The sequence below is a fragment of the Escherichia sp. HH26CH genome (assembly GCF_009820205.1).
Taxonomy (GTDB): Bacteria; Pseudomonadota; Gammaproteobacteria; order Enterobacterales; family Enterobacteriaceae; genus Escherichia; species Escherichia coli_F.
This window is the reverse complement of record NZ_VNXM01000012.1, coordinates 346,019-364,643: the sequence shown is the minus strand read 5'-3', so window position 1 is coordinate 364,643 and position 18,625 is coordinate 346,019. Positions and strand designations below refer to the sequence as shown.

General features: G+C 49.0%; 15 protein-coding genes and 1 other RNA gene. 14 read left to right on the top strand and 2 right to left on the bottom strand.

Annotated elements, in window-relative coordinates; translation table 11 throughout:
* Positions 1-266 precede the first annotated feature (266 nt).
* The 9 genes from ydiK to FQ015_RS03760 all read left to right on the top strand — a co-directional run bounded on the left by ydiK (position 267) and on the right by FQ015_RS03760 (position 9,541).
* A complete protein-coding gene (ydiK, locus tag FQ015_RS03800; RefSeq protein WP_000248636.1) occupies positions 267-1,379 on the top strand; it encodes an AI-2E family transporter YdiK in 1,113 nt (370 codons plus the stop codon).
* A gap of 185 nt (positions 1,380-1,564) precedes the next feature.
* Positions 1,565-1,672, top strand: an RNA gene (gene rprA / locus FQ015_RS03795) — antisense sRNA RprA.
* A gap of 135 nt (positions 1,673-1,807) precedes the next feature.
* Positions 1,808-2,164 carry a YdiL family protein gene (locus FQ015_RS03790; RefSeq protein WP_001310864.1) on the top strand — a complete coding sequence of 119 codons (357 nt, stop codon included), beginning with the start codon at positions 1,808-1,810 and terminating at the stop codon, positions 2,162-2,164.
* A gap of 98 nt (positions 2,165-2,262) precedes the next feature.
* Positions 2,263-3,477 carry an MFS transporter gene (locus FQ015_RS03785; protein WP_000795527.1) on the top strand — a complete coding sequence of 405 codons (1,215 nt, stop codon included), beginning with the start codon at positions 2,263-2,265 and terminating at the stop codon, positions 3,475-3,477.
* A 226-nt stretch (positions 3,478-3,703) separates the two neighbouring features.
* Positions 3,704-4,969, top strand: coding sequence for an MFS transporter (locus FQ015_RS03780; protein WP_032303145.1), 1,266 nt, complete (start codon positions 3,704-3,706; stop codon positions 4,967-4,969).
* Between the two features lie 11 nt (positions 4,970-4,980).
* The gene (gene ydiB / locus FQ015_RS03775) at positions 4,981-5,847 is read left to right on the top strand and encodes a quinate/shikimate dehydrogenase (protein WP_000383469.1); all 867 of its coding nucleotides are present in this window, start codon (positions 4,981-4,983) and stop codon (positions 5,845-5,847) included.
* A gap of 30 nt (positions 5,848-5,877) precedes the next feature.
* Positions 5,878-6,636 (top strand): type I 3-dehydroquinate dehydratase, encoded by a 759-nt coding sequence (gene aroD / locus FQ015_RS03770; RefSeq protein ID WP_000860201.1) that lies wholly within the window; start codon positions 5,878-5,880, stop codon positions 6,634-6,636.
* Between the two features lie 144 nt (positions 6,637-6,780).
* Positions 6,781-8,376, top strand: coding sequence for an acyl CoA:acetate/3-ketoacid CoA transferase (locus tag FQ015_RS03765; protein ID WP_032184342.1), 1,596 nt, complete (start codon positions 6,781-6,783; stop codon positions 8,374-8,376).
* A 13-nt stretch (positions 8,377-8,389) separates the two neighbouring features.
* Positions 8,390-9,541, top strand: a complete 1,152-nt coding sequence (locus tag FQ015_RS03760; protein WP_160523780.1) for an acyl-CoA dehydrogenase — start codon at positions 8,390-8,392, stop codon at positions 9,539-9,541.
* A gap of 42 nt (positions 9,542-9,583) precedes the next feature.
* Here FQ015_RS03760 and FQ015_RS03755 read toward each other — a convergent pair whose 3' ends face one another.
* A complete protein-coding gene (locus tag FQ015_RS03755) occupies positions 9,584-10,495 on the bottom strand; it encodes an AraC family transcriptional regulator (RefSeq protein WP_160523725.1) in 912 nt (303 codons plus the stop codon).
* Between the two features lie 315 nt (positions 10,496-10,810).
* Between FQ015_RS03755 and FQ015_RS03750 the strand changes: the two genes are divergently transcribed.
* From FQ015_RS03750 to fadK, 5 genes are read left to right on the top strand one after another with little or no spacing between them, the layout of a single operon-like run.
* The gene (locus FQ015_RS03750) at positions 10,811-11,575 is read left to right on the top strand and encodes an electron transfer flavoprotein (protein ID WP_089582799.1); all 765 of its coding nucleotides are present in this window, start codon (positions 10,811-10,813) and stop codon (positions 11,573-11,575) included.
* Positions 11,576-11,594: 19 nt separating this feature from the next.
* Positions 11,595-12,533, top strand: a complete 939-nt coding sequence (locus tag FQ015_RS03745; RefSeq protein WP_000080696.1) for an electron transfer flavoprotein subunit alpha — start codon at positions 11,595-11,597, stop codon at positions 12,531-12,533.
* Positions 12,534-12,588: 55 nt separating this feature from the next.
* Positions 12,589-13,878 (top strand): FAD-dependent oxidoreductase, encoded by a 1,290-nt coding sequence (locus tag FQ015_RS03740; protein WP_160523724.1) that lies wholly within the window; start codon positions 12,589-12,591, stop codon positions 13,876-13,878.
* Complete coding sequence (locus tag FQ015_RS03735; protein WP_000081071.1) at positions 13,875-14,168, top strand: ferredoxin family protein; 294 nt, start codon at positions 13,875-13,877, stop codon at positions 14,166-14,168. The genes FQ015_RS03740 and FQ015_RS03735 overlap by 4 nt, the downstream gene beginning before the upstream one ends.
* A gap of 56 nt (positions 14,169-14,224) precedes the next feature.
* Positions 14,225-15,871, top strand: coding sequence for a medium-chain fatty-acid--CoA ligase (gene fadK / locus FQ015_RS03730; RefSeq protein WP_202385045.1), 1,647 nt, complete (start codon positions 14,225-14,227; stop codon positions 15,869-15,871).
* 56 nt (positions 15,872-15,927) lie between these two features.
* Here fadK and ppsA read toward each other — a convergent pair whose 3' ends face one another.
* Complete coding sequence (gene ppsA, locus FQ015_RS03725; protein WP_000069375.1) at positions 15,928-18,306, bottom strand: phosphoenolpyruvate synthase; 2,379 nt, start codon at positions 18,304-18,306, stop codon at positions 15,928-15,930.
* Positions 18,307-18,625: the final 319 nt, after the last annotated feature.

Sequence of the window (18,625 nt, the reverse complement as noted above, 5' to 3'; positions counted from 1 at the left end):
GCAAGCGAGTGAACTCCAGGAGCTTACAAAGTAAGTGACTGGGGTGAACGAACGTAGCCGCAGCACATGCAATTTGAAATACGACGAGTAAATCGTTTGCGTGTTGCCTGAGTTGTTGTACCACATTTTTTTCTAACACGCCCATCAGAATTAAGGGCAGAATCGGCCTGTTAAAAACCGCTGAAATTGCTCATCATTATGCAGGTGAGTTTCGCGTGTTCACGTCGCGTCGACGATTTGACGCACAAAAAAGGTGAAAAGTAGTTATGGTAAATGTTCGTCAGCCCAGGGATGTCGCACAAATTCTGCTTTCGGTGCTGTTTTTAGCCATCATGATTGTGGCATGTCTGTGGATTGTTCAACCCTTTATTCTCGGCTTCGCATGGGCCGGTACGGTGGTTATCGCCACCTGGCCGGTATTGTTACGTTTGCAAAAGATCATGTTTGGCCGCCGCTCTCTCGCCGTTCTGGTGATGACGCTGTTATTAGTGATGGTGTTTATCATCCCTATTGCTTTGCTGGTTAACAGTATTGTCGATGGCAGCGGTCCACTGATTAAAGCCATTTCCAGCGGTGACATGACGTTACCCGATCTGGCGTGGCTTAATACCATTCCGGTGATTGGCGCGAAGCTGTATGCAGGCTGGCACAACTTGCTGGATATGGGGGGTACGGCGATCATGGCAAAAGTCCGCCCTTATATTGGCACTACCACCACCTGGTTCGTTGGGCAGGCGGCGCATATCGGGCGCTTTATGGTGCATTGTGCGCTGATGCTTCTCTTCAGTGCCCTGCTGTACTGGCGCGGTGAACAGGTGGCACAAGGCATTCGCCATTTTGCAACCCGTCTGGCAGGCGTTCGCGGAGATGCCGCCGTACTGCTGGCGGCACAGGCTATCCGCGCGGTGGCGCTGGGTGTGGTGGTGACGGCGTTAGTACAGGCTGTGCTTGGCGGTATCGGCCTCGCCGTATCCGGCGTACCTTATGCAACGTTGCTCACGGTGTTAATGATCCTCTCCTGCCTTGTCCAGCTTGGCCCATTGCCGGTACTGATTCCGGCGATTATCTGGCTCTACTGGACCGGCGATACCACCTGGGGAACGGTATTGTTAGTGTGGAGCGGTGTGGTTGGCACGCTGGATAACGTCATCCGCCCAATGTTAATTCGCATGGGTGCCGATTTACCGCTGATCCTGATCCTCTCTGGCGTTATTGGTGGTTTGATTGCTTTCGGGATGATCGGTCTGTTTATTGGTCCGGTTCTGTTAGCCGTTTCCTGGCGTCTGTTTGCCGCGTGGGTGGAAGAAGTCCCGCCGCCGACGGACCAACCGGAAGAAATTCTCGAAGAACTTGGCGAAATCGAGAAACCGAATAAGTAATTTCTCATCAGGCGGTTCTGCCGCCTGATTGTTAACCACCGCTAATTGATATTTGCTTGCTCTTCACTATATTTTCCTGCTTACCGCCATTCAGCTGGTAGTACCTGTCGCAAATTCTTTACAGTTTTTAAACTAATGAGACGAATCTGATCGACGCAAAAAGTCCGTATGCCTACTATTAGCTCACGGTTATAAATCAACATATTGATTTATAAGCATGGAAATCCCCTGAGTGAAACAACGAATTGCTGTGTGTAGTCTTTGCCCATCTCCCACGATGGGCTTTTTTTTAACATTTTTCCGCTTCGCTACCTCGCCCCTCACGCTTTCCAATAATGTTGCACAAGATACTGTGACTCTCTTCAAGCCGTCAGCAGGCTGATAATGTTATTTATATTTTATTGTTTATTTCATGCAGCCATTACACGATGAACGCTTATGAACTCCAGGCTCTTCGCCATATTTTTGCCATGACTATTGATGAATGCGCGACCTGGATTGCCCAGACCGGTGACAGTGAAAGCTGGCGTCAGTGGGAAAATGGCAAATGCGCCATTCCTGATCGTGTAGTCGAGCAACTGTTGGCTATGCGACAGCAACGAAAAAAACATCTTCATGCCATCATAGAGAAAATAAATAACCGCATCGGCAACAACACCATGCGTTTTTTCCCTGACTTAACCGCGTTTCAACGTGTCTACCCTGATGGCAATTTTATTGACTGGAAGATCTATCAATCGGTAGCCGCTGAATTATATGCACACGATCTGGAGCGCCTTTGTTAATTTTCCAAAGAAAGGAATTGTCGTTGTTACAACAATAATGAACAGATGCTGACACAACATCGCTTCACTTTTTAAAGCACCTTTGCTAAGTAGAACCTATGAAAAATCCCTATTTCCCTACCGCACTTGGGTTGTATTTTAATTACCTGGTGCATGGTATGGGCGTCATTTTGATGAGCCTGAATATGGCCTCGCTGGAGACGCTTTGGCAGACTAATGCCGCAGGCGTCTCAATAGTTATCTCATCGCTGGGTATTGGTCGATTAAGTGTCTTGCTTTTTGCAGGATTATTATCCGATCGCTTTGGTCGCCGCCCTTTTATCATGCTCGGGATGTGCTGCTATATGGCCTTCTTTTTTGGCATCCTGCACACCAATAACATCATTATCGCTTATGGTTTGGGCTTTCTGGCGGGAATGGCAAACAGTTTTCTCGATGCAGGCACCTATCCCAGTTTGATGGAAGCTTTTCCACGTTCACCGGGTACAGCTAATATTTTAATTAAAGCATTTGTTTCCAGCGGGCAATTTTTATTACCGCTAATCATCAGCCTGTTAGTGTGGGCTGAACTGTGGTTCGGCTGGTCCTTTATGATTGCCGCAGGCATTATGTTTATTAACGCTCTGTTTTTATACCGTTGTACGTTCCCACCACATCCGGGTCGTCGCTTACCTGTCATAGAGAAAGCCACCAACTCTACGGAACATCGCTGTTCAATTATCGATTTAGCCAGTTATACCTTATATGGCTATATCTCAATGGCAACCTTTTATCTGGTTAGCCAGTGGCTGGCACAGTACGGACAATTTGTTGCAGGCATGTCATACACTATGTCGATCAAACTACTCAGTATCTACACCGTGGGTTCGCTGCTTTGTGTATTTATTACCGCTCCACTCATTCGTAATACCGTTCGCCCAACAACATTACTGATGCTGTACACCTTTATCTCATTTATTGCTCTGTTTACCGTCTGTCTGCATCCCACATTTTATGTGGTGATAATATTTGCTTTTGTCATTGGTTTTACCTCTGCTGGAGGTGTTGTGCAAATTGGCCTGACATTAATGGCTGAACGTTTCCCCTACGCTAAGGGTAAAGCTACAGGGATCTATTACAGTGCGGGCAGTATTGCGACCTTTACTATTCCGTTGATTACGGCTCATCTGTCCCAAAGAAGTATTGCCGATATTATGTGGTTCGATACCGCCATCGCTGCCATCGGCTTTTTACTGGCACTGTTTATCGGCTTACGCAGCCGCAAAGAAACGTGGCATCACTCGCTAAAGGAAAATGTCGCTCCGGGTGGGTAATGCAATATTCTTTTCAGGTCATGCAAGATCTTACGGATAAATAACTCTTTCTGCGCCAACTAAGGAAAATCGCGATAAAAAACAAACTATGACATGCAATATTCCTGGAAACATAAACTTTATGCCATGTACCCAGGGAAAATCATCTTCAGTATAGTAATTATGTAAACCGTCGGAGAACAATACGTACGGTAACGAAATTATCTTTCAGCAAGGAGCTGTGAAAATGTCTCAAAATAAGGCTTTCAGCACGCCATTTATCCTGGCTGTTCTTTGTATTTACTTCAGCTATTTTCTGCACGGCATTAGTGTTATTACGCTTGCCCAAAATATGTCATCTCTGGCAGAAAAGTTTTCCACTGACAACGCGGGCATTGCCTATTTAATTTCCGGTATCGGTTTGGGCCGATTGATCAGTATTTTATTCTTCGGTGTGATCTCCGATAAGTTTGGTCGTCGGGCGGTGATATTAATGGCAGTAATAATGTATCTGCTATTCTTCTTTGGTATTCCCGCTTGCCCGAATTTAACTCTCGCCTACTGTCTGGCAGTGTGCGTAGGTATCGCTAACTCAGCGCTTGATACGGGTGGCTACCCTGCGCTCATGGAATGCTTTCCGAAAGCCTCTGGTTCGGCGGTCATACTGGTTAAAGCGATGGTGTCATTCGGACAAATGTTCTACCCAATGCTGGTGAGCTATATGTTGCTCAATAACATCTGGTACGGCTATGGGCTGATTATTCCGGGTATTCTGTTTGTACTGATCACGCTGATGCTATTGAAAAGCAAATTCCCCAACCAGTTGGTGGACGCCAGCGTAGCTAATGAATTACCGCAAATGAACAGCAAACCGTTAGTCTGGCTGGAAGGTGTTTCATCGGTACTGTTCGGTGTAGCTGCATTCTCGACCTTTTATGTGATTGTGGTGTGGATGCCCAAATATGCGATGGCTTTTGCTGGTATGTCAGAAGCTGAGGCATTAAAAACCATCTCTTATTACAGTATGGGCTCGTTGGTCTGTGTCTTTATTTTTGCCGCACTACTGAAAAAAATGGTCCGGCCCATCTGGGCTAATGTATTTAACTCTGCACTGGCAACAATAACATCAGCCATTATCTACCTGTACCCTTCTCCACTGGTGTGTAATGCCGGAGCCTTTGTTATCGGTTTCTCAGCGGCTGGCGGCATTTTACAGCTCGGCGTTTCGGTCATGTCAGAGTTTTTTCCCAAAAGCAAAGCCAAAGTCACCAGTATTTATATGATGATGGGTGGACTGGCTAACTTTGTTATTCCGCTGATTACCGGTTATCTGTCGAACATCGGCCTGCAATATATCATCGTTCTCGATTTTACTTTCGCGCTGCTGGCCCTGATTACCGCAATTATTGTTTTTATCCGCTATTACCGCGTTTTCATTATTCCTGAAAATGATGTGCGGTTTGGCGAGCGTAAATTTAGCACCCGGTTAAACACAATTAAGCATAGAGGTTAAAGGAGTTAATTATGGATGTTACCGCAAAATACGAATTGATTGGGTTGATGGCCTATCCTATCCGCCACAGTTTATCGCCCGAAATGCAGAATAAAGCCTTAGAAAAAGCGGGATTGCCATTTACCTATATGGCCTTCGAAGTGGATAACGATAGCTTTCCCGGAGCAATTGAAGGATTAAAAGCCCTCAAAATGCGCGGAACTGGTGTATCAATGCCGAACAAACAACTGGCGTGTGAATATGTTGATGAATTAACGCCAGCGGCCAAACTGGTGGGTGCCATCAACACCATCGTTAATGATGATGGCTATCTGCGTGGCTATAACACCGACGGCACGGGCCATATTCGCGCCATTAAAGAGAGCGGTTTTGATATCAAAGGCAAAACGATGGTGCTGTTAGGGGCCGGAGGTGCCTCAACGGCGATTGGCGCGCAGGGGGCAATTGAAGGTTTAAAAGAAATTAAACTCTTTAACCGTCGGGATGAGTTCTTCGATAAAGCCCTCGCCTTCGCGCAGCGGGTTAACGAAAACACCGATTGCGTCGTGACAGTCACCGATCTCGCCGATCAGCAAGCCTTTGCTGAAGCCCTGGCTTCCGCCGACATTTTAACCAATGGCACAAAAGTGGGTATGAAACCCCTTGAGAATGAATCATTGGTTAATGATATCAGTCTGTTACATCCGGGACTTCTGGTCACTGAATGCGTGTATAACCCGCATATGACGAAGTTATTGCAGCAGGCGCAACAAGCTGGTTGCAAAACGATTGATGGATACGGCATGTTGTTGTGGCAAGGGGCTGAACAGTTCACGTTATGGACTGGCAAAGATTTCCCTCTGGAATATGTTAAACAGGTCATGGGGTTCGGTGCCTGACAGGCTGACCGCGTGCAGAAAGGGTAAAAAATGAAAACCGTAACTGTAAAAGATCTCGTCATTGGTACGGGCGCACCTAAAATCATCGTCTCGCTGATGGCGAAAGATATCGCCAGCGTGAAATCCGAAGCTCTCGCCTATCGTGAAGCGGACTTTGATATTCTGGAATGGCGTGTTGACCACTATGCCGACCTCTCCAATGTGGAGTCTGTCATGGCAGCGGCAAAAATTCTCCGTGAAACCATGCCAGAAAAACCGCTGCTGTTTACCTTCCGCAGTGCCAAAGAAGGCGGCGAGCAGGCGATTTCCACCGAGGCTTATATTGCACTCAATCGTGCAGCCATCGACAGCGGCCTGGTTGATATGATCGATCTGGAGTTATTTACCGGTGATGATCAAGTTAAAGAAACCGTCGCCTACGCCCACGCGCATGATGTGAAAGTTGTCATGTCCAACCATGACTTCCATAAAACGCCGGAAGCCGAAGAAATCATTGCCCGTCTGCGTAAAATGCAGTCCTTCGACGCCGATATTCCTAAGATTGCGCTGATGCCGCAAAGTACCAGCGATGTGCTGACGTTGCTTGCCGCGACCCTGGAGATGCAGGAGCAGTATGCCGATCGTCCAATCATCACGATGTCGATGGCAAAAACTGGCGTAATTTCTCGTCTGGCTGGTGAAGTATTTGGGTCGGCGGCAACTTTTGGTGCGGTAAAAAAAGCCTCTGCGCCAGGGCAAATCTCGGTAAATGATTTGCGCACGGTATTAACTATTTTACATCAGGCATAAGCAATAATATTTCGGCGGGAATACCCTCCCCCGCCGAACTAAAAAAATATATTCAACCGTATTTAATAAAAATATTTCGTGAGTCTCTGTGCGCTAATTCTCCATCTGGCGTAGGGAAAATCACATCTGAATCAGGAATTAACAATGAAACCTGTAAAACCACCTCGTATTAATGGACGAGTGCCGGTCCTGTCGGCACAGGAAGCGGTGAATTATATTCCCGACGAAGCAACACTTTGTGTGTTAGGCGCTGGCGGCGGTATTCTGGAAGCCACCACGTTAATTACTGCTCTTGCTGATAAATATAAACAGACTCAAACACCACGTAATTTATCGATTATTAGTCCAACAGGGCTTGGCGATCGCGCCGACCGTGGTATTAGTCCGCTGGCACAAGAAGGTCTGGTGAAATGGGCATTATGCGGTCACTGGGGACAATCGCCGCGTATTTCTGATCTCGCAGAACAAAATAAAATTATTGCTTATAACTATCCACAAGGTGTACTTACACAAACCTTACGCGCCGCCGCAGCCCACCAGCCTGGTATTATTAGTGATATTGGCATCGGAACATTTGTCGATCCACGCCAGCAAGGCGGCAAACTGAATGAAGTCACTAAAGAAGACCTGATTAAACTGGTCGAGTTTGATAACAAAGAATATCTCTATTACAAAGCGATAGCGCCAGATATCGCCTTCATTCGCGCTACCACCTGCGACAGTGAAGGCTACGCCACTTTTGAAGATGAGGTGATGTATCTCGACGCATTGGTTATTGCTCAGGCGGTGCACAATAACGGCGGTATTGTGATGATGCAGGTGCAGAAGATGGTTAAGAAAGCCACGCTGCATCCTAAATCTGTCCGTATTCCGGGTTATCTGGTGGATATTGTGGTAGTCGATCCGGATCAAACCCAACTGTATGGCGGTGCGCCGGTTAACCGCTTTATTTCTGGTGACTTCACCCTTGATGACAGCACCAAACTTAGCCTACCCCTAAACCAACGTAAATTAGTTGCGCGGCGCGCATTATTCGAAATGCGCAAAGGCGCGGTGGGGAATGTCGGCGTCGGTATTGCTGACGGCATTGGCCTGGTCGCCCGGGAAGAAGGTTGTGCTGATGACTTTATTCTGACGGTAGAAACAGGCCCAATTGGCGGTATTACTTCACAGGGGATCGCCTTTGGCGCGAACGTGAATACCCGTGCCATTCTGGATATGACGTCCCAGTTTGATTTTTATCACGGTGGCGGTCTGGATGTTTGTTATTTGAGTTTTGCTGAAGTCGACCAGCACGGTAACGTCGGCGTGCATAAATTCAATGGTAAAATCATGGGCACCGGTGGATTTATTGATATCAGTGCCACTTCGAAGAAAATCATTTTCTGCGGCACATTAACTGCGGGCAGTTTAAAAACAGAAATTGCCGACGGCAAATTAAATATAGTCCAGGAAGGACGGGTGAAGAAATTTATTCGGGAACTACCGGAAATTACTTTCAGCGGAAAAATCGCTCTCGAGCGAGGACTGGATGTTCGTTATATCACTGAGCGCGCCGTATTCACGCTAAAAGAAGATGGCCTGCATTTAATCGAAATCGCTCCTGGCGTCGATTTACAAAAAGATATTCTCGACAAAATGGATTTCACCCCAGTGATTTCGCCAGAACTCAAACTGATGGACGAAAGATTATTTATCGATGCGGCGATGGGTTTTGTCCTGCCTGAAGCGGCTCATTAACAGGAGTATAATGATGGATTTTTCTTTAACTGAAGAACAAGAACTGCTGCTGGCCAGTATTCGCGAGTTGATTACGACCAACTTCCCGGAAGAGTATTTCCGCACCTGCGATCAAAACGGGACATACCCGCGTGAGTTTATGCGGGCACTGGCGGATAACGGCATTTCTATGCTTGGCGTGCCGGAAGAATTTGGTGGTATCCCTGCGGATTACGTCACCCAAATGCTGGCGCTGATGGAAGTGTCAAAATGCGGTGCTCCGGCATTTTTGATTACCAACGGTCAATGTATTCACAGCATGCGCCGTTTCGGTTCTGCTGAGCAGCTACGTAAAACGGCAGAGAGCACCCTGGAAACGGGTGATCCCGCCTATGCCCTGGCGTTGACGGAACCAGGCGCAGGCTCAGACAATAACAGTGCCACTACCACTTACACGCGTAAAAATGGCAAGGTTTACATCAACGGCCAGAAAACCTTTATTACCGGCGCGAAAGAGTACCCGTATATGCTGGTGCTGGCGCGCGATCCAGAACCGAAAGATCCCAAAAAAGCCTTCACCCTGTGGTGGGTCGACTCCAGTAAGCCCGGCATTAAGATTAACCCGTTGCATAAAATCGGCTGGCATATGCTCAGCACCTGCGAAGTCTATCTCGACAACGTGGAAGTTGAAGAGAGCGACATGGTGGGCGAAGAAGGAATGGGTTTCCTCAATGTGATGTATAACTTTGAGATGGAACGCTTGATCAATGCCGCGCGCAGCACCGGCTTTGCCGAGTGTGCCTTTGAAGATGCCGCCCGCTATGCCAACCAGCGTATCGCTTTTGGTAAGCCCATTGGTCATAACCAGATGATCCAGGAAAAACTGGCGCTGATGGCGATTAAGATCGACAACATGCGCAACATGGTGTTGAAAGTGGCATGGCAAGCCGATCAGCATCAGTCACTGCGCACCAGCGCGGCGCTGGCAAAACTGTACTGCGCACGTACCGCAATGGAAGTCATTGATGATGCGATTCAAATCATGGGCGGTCTGGGCTATACCGATGAGGCGCGCGTCTCTCGCTTCTGGCGTGATGTCCGTTGTGAACGTATCGGCGGCGGTACAGACGAAATTATGATTTACGTAGCGGGTCGGCAGATCCTGAAAGATTTTCAGAACAAATAATCTGCAGGCGGCGCAGCTTCTTAACAAACTGCGCCGCCAGATTTATCCGGCAAGACTTACCGGTTGAGGAAATTCAGATAAGATTTCTTGTTCCGCAAAACAGTTTTTAAATTGCCTGCGGTAATCGCTGGGCGAACAGCCGACATGGCGCAAAAACAGTTTGGCAAAGTGATCGACATTTTCATAACCCACACGCCAGGAGATCTCTGCCTGTGATAATTCAGTATTGGTGAGTGACCATTTCGCTTCCGTCATACGCCGTTGAATAACATAGTTAATAGGGGAAATACGATACTCTTTGGTAAATTCATGGCAAATATAACTGACGCTGGCACGAAATTTTTTCGATAACTGCTCTAAAGTGATTTTTTCGCGATAATTATTATTCAGATAGAAAAGAATATCTTTTATCAGAACATCTTTTTTAATATACCCCAGCTCCGAACGATAAGCATTTTTAAAGTTTTCGTAGTAAAGAATTGCTAACGTATAGGCAAATGCGTCCCATAACGAAGATGTTTGGCTATTTTTACTTTGCGGCAAAATCACACTTAGCTCATTAAATAAGGTTTTAATGACTTCTTTTCCCTGCCCTGCGGCAATTACCGGGCAAGAATGCGGTTGCAGTAGCTGATTTTCCTCAGTCCCCTGAAACTGAAAGCCGTACAGCGCACAGGTACACGTCGTTGCTGGATCGTTAACGTCAGAGGCCACCGCATGCAACCTGCCACGTTCTATCACCACAATGTCATCGGCATGCGCGACATATAACGAAGAATCGATGGTAAACCTTGCTACCCCTTTCTTGACGTAAATCAGCTCGGTTTCATTGTCATGAACGTGATGTCCGGACTCCCATTTTGGATCATCGCTAAATGCAAAACGTGAAAGCCGTGGCGTTTTACCGGCGACAAACAGCGTTTCGCTGGCGTTATCAAAACAGCGTTGATACATGACAACCTCCCTATTCCATGAGCAAGCAAAAACAATATATGCCGGATAAAATACGGCGTGTATTGCGGTTATACAACCGCGTTTAGCGAGAGCTAAACAAGATTATTTACACTGAATGCAAGATTGTACGGTCATGGAATAACAACATTGCCGCAAATTGCACTTTTGTTTTAGCGATCGCATTTTTTTTGCAAGATTGTTGGCAAGGAAAACAGCTTGCTCCGTCGAAAACCCCGCACCGCTATCGCACACTATTTTCAGGCCATTTTTACCTTCCATCGGAGATGGTTCCGTATGCGACTCACAGGAGAAATCATGAAAATAATAACCTGCTTTAAGCTGGTGCCTGAAGAACAGGACATTGTTGTCACTCCAGAATATACCCTGAATTTCGACAATGCCGACGCCAAAATCAGCCAGTTCGATCTCAATGCCATTGAAGCTGCAAGCCAGATTGCAACAGATGACGATGAGATAGCCGCGCTGACCATTGGCGGCTCATTGTTGCAGAACTCGAAAGTGCGCAAAGACGTGCTATCCCGCGGGCCGCATAGCCTGTATTTGGTGCAGGATGCGCAACTTGAACATGCACTGCCTCTCGATACCGCAAAGGCGCTGGCGGCAGCAGTTGAAAAGATCGGCTTCGATTTACTGATCTTTGGTGAAGGTTCCGGCGACCTTTATGCCCAGCAGGTTGGCTTGCTGGTCGGAGAAATTCTGCAACTTCCGGTGATTAATGCAGTGAGTGCTATTCAGCGTCAGGGCAATACACTGGTGATTGAACGCACGCTTGAAGATGATGTTGAAGTTATTGAGCTCTCTGTTCCAGCCGTGCTCTGCGTCACCTCCGATATTAACGTGCCACGTATTCCTTCGATGAAAGCCATTCTCGGCGCGGGTAAAAAACCGGTAAATCAGTGGCAGGCAAGTGATATTGGCTGGAGCCAGAGCGCACCACTTGCTGAACTGACCGGTATTCGCGTACCGCCGCAAACAGAACGTAAGCACATCATTCTCGATAACGATTCGCCGGAGGCCATTGCCGAGCTGGCGGAACATCTGAAGAAAGCCCTGAACTGAAGCCTACGGAGAAGAAACGATGAGTCAATTAAACAGCGTCTGGGTCTTTAGCGATAATCCTGAACGTTATGCTGAACTGTTTGGCGGCGCTCAGCAATGGGGCCAACAGGTGTATGCCATTGTACAAAATACCGACCAGGCGCAGGCAGTTATGCCTTATGGGCCAAAATGTATTTATGTTCTTGAGCAAAACGACGCGCTGCAACGTACTGAAAATTACGCCGAAAGCATTGCTGCCCTGCTGAAAGATAAACACCCCGCTATGTTGCTGCTGGCCGCGACGAAACGTGGTAAAGCTCTGGCAGCACGGTTAAGTGTGCAACTGAATGCGGCGCTGGTGAACGATGCCACGGCGGTGGATATTGTCGATGGTCACATTTGCGCCGAACACCGGATGTATGGCGGGTTAGCGTTCGCTCAGGAAAAGATCAACAGCCCGCTGGCGATCATTACCCTTGCACCCGGTGTTCAGGAACCGTGCACCAGTGATATCTCTCATCAGTGCCCGACAGAAACGGTACCTTATGTTGCCCCGCGTCATGAAATTCTCTGTCGCGAACGCCGTGCGAAAGCGGCAAGCAGCGTGGACCTGAGCAAAGCAAAACGTGTGGTTGGCGTCGGTCGTGGTCTGGCGGCGCAGGATGACCTGAAAATGGTCCACGAACTGGCGGCGGTGCTGAATGCTGAAGTCGGCTGTTCACGTCCAATTGCCGAAGGCGAGAACTGGATGGAGCGTGAACGTTATATCGGTGTCTCCGGCGTGTTGCTGAAATCCGATCTCTACCTGACGCTGGGGATCTCCGGGCAGATCCAGCATATGGTTGGCGGCAACGGTGCAAAAGTGATTGTCGCCATTAATAAAGATAAAAATGCGCCAATCTTCAACTATGCCGACTACGGTCTGGTGGGCGATATTTACAAAGTCGTCCCTGCCCTGATTAGCCAGTTGAGCCGCTAATTCCCCTTTCAACCACATCTCCCGCTGTAAATGCAGCGGGAAGGGAGCATAACGCATGTCGGATGACAAATTTGATGCCATTGTGGTCGGTGCGGGCGTTGCCGGTAGCGTTGCCGCACTGGTCATGGCGCGAGCCGGGCTGGATGTCCTGGTGATAGAACGCGGCGACAGTGCCGGATGTAAAAACATGACCGGCGGGCGTCTTTATGCCCACACACTTGAAGCGATTATTCCAGGCTTTGCAGCATCAGCGCCGGTAGAACGCAAGGTCACACGCGAGAAAATCTCCTTCTTAACCGAAGAGAGTGCCGTTACCCTCGATTTTCACCGCGAGCAACCAGATGTTCCGCAACACGCGTCTTATACCGTATTGCGTAATCGTCTGGACCCGTGGTTGATGGAACAAGCCGAACAGGCTGGCGCGCAGTTTATCCCGGGCGTTCGTGTCGATGCGCTGGTTCGTGAAGGAAATAAGGTCACTGGCGTCCAGGCCGGGGAGGATATTCTCGAAGCGAATGTGGTGATTCTGGCTGATGGCGTTAACTCAATGCTTGGCCGCTCGCTGGGAATGGTTCCCGCTTCCGATCCGCATCATTACGCAGTTGGTGTTAAAGAGGTTATTGGTCTTACACCAGAGCAAATCAACGATCGCTTTAATGTTATGGGCGAGGAAGGTACCGCCTGGCTGTTTGCCGGTTCCCCTTCTGACGGCCTGATGGGCGGCGGATTCCTCTATACCAACAAGGATTCCGTATCGTTGGGGCTGGTTTGTGGATTGGGTGATATCGCCCATGCAAAAAAAAGCGTGCCGCAAATGCTGGAAGATTTTAAACAACACCCCGCCATTCGCCCACTGATTAGCGGCGGCAAACTGCTTGAATATTCCGCGCACATGGTGCCGGAAGGCGGTCTGGCGATGGTGCCGCAGCTGGTTAATGAGGGCGTGATGATCGTCGGTGATGCCGCAGGTTTCTGCCTCAATCTGGGCTTTACGGTTCGCGGAATGGATTTAGCCATCGCATCGGCCCAGGCTGCCGCCACAACAGTGATTGCCGCCAAAGAACGCGCTGACTTCTCCGCCAGCAGCCTGGCGCAATACAAACGTGAGCTGGAACAAAGTTGTGTTATGCGCGATATGCAGCATTTCCGCAAGATCCCGGCGCTGATGGAAAACCCGCGCCTGTTTAGCCAATACCCACGAATGGTCGCCGACATCATGAACGAAATGTTCACTATCGACGGTAAGCCTAACCAACCGGTACGCAAAATGATCATGGGACATGCGAAGAAAATTGGGCTGATCAACTTGCTGAAAGATGGCATTAAAGGAGCAACCGCGCTATGAGCCAGAACGCTACGGTTAACGTCGACATCAAATTAGGCGTCAATAAATTCCATGTTGATGAGGGCCACCCGCATATCATTTTGGCGGCAAATCCCGATATCAATGAATTCCGTAAATTAATGAAAGCTTGCCCTGCCGGACTTTATAAGCAGGATGACGCTGGAAACATTCATTTCGATTCCGCCGGTTGTCTGGAGTGCGGCACCTGTCGGGTGCTGTGCGGCAACACTATTCTCGAACAGTGGCAATATCCCGCAGGCACCTTCGGTATTGATTTTCGCTACGGCTAATCATGCATCCCACAGGCCCGCATCTCGGGCCTGATGTTCTGTTTCGAGAGTCCAAAATGAAAGTGACATTAACGTTCAACGAACAACGTCGTGCGGCGTATCGTCAGCAAGGATTATGGGGCGATGCTTCGCTGGCCGATTACTGGCAGCAGACCGCTCGTTCGATGCCAGATAAAATTGCCGTGGTCGATAATCATGGTGCATCGTACACCTATAGCGCGCTCGATCATGCCGCGAGGTGTCTGGCAAACTGGATGCTGGCGAAGGGTATTGAATCAGGGGATCGCATTGCTTTTCAACTGCCTGGCTGGTGTGAATTTACCGTTATCTATCTTGCCTGCCTGAAAACCGGTGCGGTTTCCGTGCCGCTGTTGCCTTCCTGGCGGGAGGCTGAACTGGTGTGGGTGCTCAATAAGTGTCAGGCAAAAATGTTCTTTGCACCGACGTTGTTTAAACAAACGCGTCCGGTAGATTTAATCCTGCCGCTGCAAAATCAGCTTCCACAACTACAACAAATTGTCGGCGTGGACAAACTGGCTCCCGCCACCTCTTCCCTCTCATTAAGTCAGATTCTCGCCGACAATACCCCACTGACTACGGCGATAACGACCCACGGCGATGAATTAGCCGCTGTGCTATTTACCTCCGGAACCGAGGGTCTGCCAAAGGGCGTGATGCTAACGCATAACAATATTCTCGCCAGTGAGCGGGCTTATTGCGCGCGGCTGAATCTGACCTGGCAGGATGTCTTTATGATGCCTGCGCCACTTGGTCACGCAACGGGCTTTCTGCATGGCGTAACAGCACCTTTTTTGATTGGTGCTCGCAGCGTGTTGTTAGATATTTTCACTCCTGATGCGTGTCTCGCGCTGCTTGAGCAGCAGCGTTGCACCTGTATGCTCGGCGCAACACCGTTTGTCTATGACCTTTTGAATTTACTGGAGAAACAGCCCGCAGACCTTTCAGCGCTGCGCTTCTTTCTTTGCGGCGGCACCACGATCCCCAAAAAGGTGGCGCGTGAATGCCAACAACGCGGCATTAAATTATTAAGTGTTTATGGTTCCACAGAAAGTTCGCCGCATGCGGTGGTAAATCTCGACGATCCTTTGTCGCGCTTTATGAACACCGATGGTTACGCTGCCGCAGGCGTAGAGATTAAAGTGGTCGATGATGCACGCAAGACCTTACCGCCTGGTTGTGTAGGTGAAGAGGCTTCGCGTGGCCCCAATGTGTTTATGGGGTATTTTGATGAACCGGAATTAACCGACCGTGCGCTGGATGAAGAAGGCTGGTATTACAGCGGCGATCTCTGCCGAATGGATGAAGCTGGCTATATAAAAATAACCGGGCGCAAGAAAGATATTATTGTCCGCGGCGGGGAAAATATTAGCAGTCGTGAAGTGGAAGATATTTTATTACAGCATCCTAAAATTCATGATGCTTGTGTTGTGGCAATGCCCGATGAACGCTTAGGTGAACGTTCATGCGCTTATGTCGTGCTGAAAGCGCCACATCATTCAATATCGCTGGAAGACATAGTGGCTTTTTTTAGCCGTAAACGGGTAGCAAAATATAAATATCCTGAACATATTGTGGTAATCGAAAAACTACCGCGCACGGCCTCCGGTAAAATACAAAAGTTTTTGTTAAGGAAAGATATTATGCGGCGATTAACTCAGGATATCTGCGAAGAGGTTGAATAAGTTTCATACTCGGGGATCACGTAAACCCGGCGACAAAACGCCGCCGGGTATTTATTTTATTTCTTCAGTTCAGCCAGGCTTAACCAGGTTTGCACCACGGTGTCCGGGTTCAGAGACAGGCTATCGATCCCCTCTTCCATCAGCCAGGCGGCAAAGTCTTCATGGTCGGACGGACCCTGACCGCAAATCCCGACATATTTGCCCTGCTTCTTCGCGGCACGAATCGCCATGGACAGCAGTGCTTTCACTGCATCGTTGCGCTCATCGAACAGTTCAGACACCACGCCAGAGTCTCGGTCCAGACCAAGCGCAAGCTGCGTCATATCGTTTGAGCCAATTGAGAAGCCGTCGAAATATTCGAGGAACTGCTCTGCCAGTAAGGCGTTGGACGGAATTTCACACATCATGATGATCTTCAGCCCGTTTTCACCACGTTTCAGCCCCTGGCGCGCCAGTTCTTCAACCACCGCTTTCGCCTGATCTACGGTACGCACGAACGGGATCATGATCTCAACGTTGGTCAGTCCCATGTCGTTGCGCACACGTTTCACCGCTTCACACTCCAGTGCGAAGCAGTCGCGGAAGCTGTCGGAAACATAACGTCCCGCGCCACGGAAGCCGAGCATTGGGTTCTCTTCATCTGGCTCATAACGTTCACCACCGACCAGGTTGGCGTATTCGTTCGATTTAAAATCAGAGAGACGGACAATGACACGCTTCGGATAAAACGCAGCACCCAACGTCGCGATCCCTTCAGTCAGACGACCAACGTAAAACTCACGCGGAGAATCAAAACCTTTCATCATCTCGCGGATTTCGTTTTGCAACTGCGGTTCCTGATCGTCAAACTCAAGCAGTGCGCGTGGGTGGACGCCAATCATACGGTTGATGATAAATTCCAGACGCGCAAGGCCCACGCCTTCGTTCGGCAGGCAGGCGAAATCGAAAGCACGGTCCGGGTTACCGACGTTCATCATCACTTTCAACGGCAGATCCGGCATCGTTTCTACGCTGGAGCTTTTCACGCTAAATTCCAGCAACTCAGCATAGACGTAACCGGTATCACCCTCTGCACAAGAAACAGTGACGTTCTCACCGTCTTTCATCCGTTCTGTTGCATCACCACAGCCCACTACCGCCGGAATGCCCAGTTCACGAGCGATAATCGCCGCGTGACAGGTACGACCGCCACGGTTGGTGACGATGGCCGATGCTTTCTTCATGATCGGTTCCCAATCCGGGTCGGTCATGTCAGTAACCAGCACATCACCAGGTTCGATGCGGTTCATTTCGCTGATGTCATGGATGACTTTCACCGGACCCGCGCCGATGCGATGACCGATAGCACGGCCTTCGGCGATAATCTTACCCTGTGAATGCAACGTATAACGCTCCATGACCTGACCGCGTGAGCGCACGGTTTCCGGACGCGCCTGCACAATGAACAGTTTGCCGGTGTGGCCATCTTTCGCCCACTCAATATCCATTGGGCGACCGTAGTGTTTCTCAATTTGTACGGCCTGTTTTGCCAGTTCCTGCACTTCTTCGTTGGTCAGCGAGAAGATGTCACGCTGTTCCTGCGGTACGTCTTCGATTTTAACCTGCTTGCCGTGCTCCTGGGTCGGCGCGTAAACCATGCGGATTTTTTTTGACCCCATGGTGCGGCGCACGATAGCCGGGCGATTCGCCGCCAGTGTCGGTTTGTGCACGTAAAACTCATCCGGGTTAACCGCACCCTGCACGACCATTTCACCAAGGCCCCATGCGGAAGTGATAAACACCACCTGGTCAAAGCCGGATTCGGTATCAATGGAGAACATCACGCCAGAAGATGCGAGGTCGGAGCGCACCATCCGCTGAACACCGGCGGAGAGCGCCACGCCACGGTGATCGTAACCCTGGTGCACACGATAAGAGATGGCGCGATCGTTAAACAGAGAAGCAAATACATGTTTCACTGCCACGAGAACGGCGTCAAAACCCTGAACGTTGAGGAAAGTTTCCTGCTGACCGGCAAAGGAAGCGTCCGGCATATCTTCTGCAGTAGCGGAGGAACGCACCGCAAAAGAGGCGTTTTCGTCATCGGCGGAAAGCTGTGCATAGGCTTCGCGGATGGCGTTTTCCAGCTCAGGCTGGAAGGGAGTGTCGATAATCCACTGGCGGATTTGCGCGCCCGCTTTCGCAAGCTGGGTAACATCGTCAATATCCGTTTTATCCAGCAGTTCATAAATGCGCTGGTTTACGCCGCTTTGGTCCAGAAACTGGTTAAACGCGTCGGCGGTTGTGGCGAAACCATTCGGAACGGAAACACCCATTCCGGAAAGGTTAGTAATCATTTCACCCAGGGAGGCATTTTTGCCCCCAACCCTGTCTACATCATTCATGCCGAGTTGGTTATACCAAAGCACCAGCGGTGACGAGCCATTGTTGGACATCGAACAATCCTTTTGTGATAAATGAACGGTTTGAGAAACACATTTCTGCGCATTTATCTTTGCATATTTAACCGGATGAAAAAAACGGTGAATCGTTCAAGCAAATATATTTTTTTACTTTTTAAGACTGATCCCAGCGTTGCGCAAATCTGCTCTCTTCGACAATTTCCACATAAACCATCGGTATAAACGAAACCGTAAAAATGAAATGCTGTTTTCATAAAAAATAAAATTGAAGGTTCATTTTATAAACCAGACATAACGTTCTACGCTTCTGTGCGTTTTTAATTTATGCTTTCATAGAATTATGTCTGCATTA

Coding starts and splice junctions, on each gene's coding strand:
- ydiK (WP_000248636.1), top strand. CDS start 267: ATGGTAAATGTTCGTCAGCCCAGGGATGTCGCACAAATTCTGCTTTCG.
- FQ015_RS03790 (WP_001310864.1), top strand. CDS start 1,808: ATGAACGCTTATGAACTCCAGGCTCTTCGCCATATTTTTGCCATGACT.
- FQ015_RS03785 (WP_000795527.1), top strand. CDS start 2,263: ATGAAAAATCCCTATTTCCCTACCGCACTTGGGTTGTATTTTAATTAC.
- FQ015_RS03780 (WP_032303145.1), top strand. CDS start 3,704: ATGTCTCAAAATAAGGCTTTCAGCACGCCATTTATCCTGGCTGTTCTT.
- ydiB (WP_000383469.1), top strand. CDS start 4,981: ATGGATGTTACCGCAAAATACGAATTGATTGGGTTGATGGCCTATCCT.
- aroD (WP_000860201.1), top strand. CDS start 5,878: ATGAAAACCGTAACTGTAAAAGATCTCGTCATTGGTACGGGCGCACCT.
- FQ015_RS03765 (WP_032184342.1), top strand. CDS start 6,781: ATGAAACCTGTAAAACCACCTCGTATTAATGGACGAGTGCCGGTCCTG.
- FQ015_RS03760 (WP_160523780.1), top strand. CDS start 8,390: ATGGATTTTTCTTTAACTGAAGAACAAGAACTGCTGCTGGCCAGTATT.
- FQ015_RS03755 (WP_160523725.1), bottom strand. CDS start 10,495: ATGTATCAACGCTGTTTTGATAACGCCAGCGAAACGCTGTTTGTCGCC.
- FQ015_RS03750 (WP_089582799.1), top strand. CDS start 10,811: ATGAAAATAATAACCTGCTTTAAGCTGGTGCCTGAAGAACAGGACATT.
- FQ015_RS03745 (WP_000080696.1), top strand. CDS start 11,595: ATGAGTCAATTAAACAGCGTCTGGGTCTTTAGCGATAATCCTGAACGT.
- FQ015_RS03740 (WP_160523724.1), top strand. CDS start 12,589: ATGTCGGATGACAAATTTGATGCCATTGTGGTCGGTGCGGGCGTTGCC.
- FQ015_RS03735 (WP_000081071.1), top strand. CDS start 13,875: ATGAGCCAGAACGCTACGGTTAACGTCGACATCAAATTAGGCGTCAAT.
- fadK (WP_202385045.1), top strand. CDS start 14,225: ATGAAAGTGACATTAACGTTCAACGAACAACGTCGTGCGGCGTATCGT.
- ppsA (WP_000069375.1), bottom strand. CDS start 18,306: ATGTCCAACAATGGCTCGTCACCGCTGGTGCTTTGGTATAACCAACTC.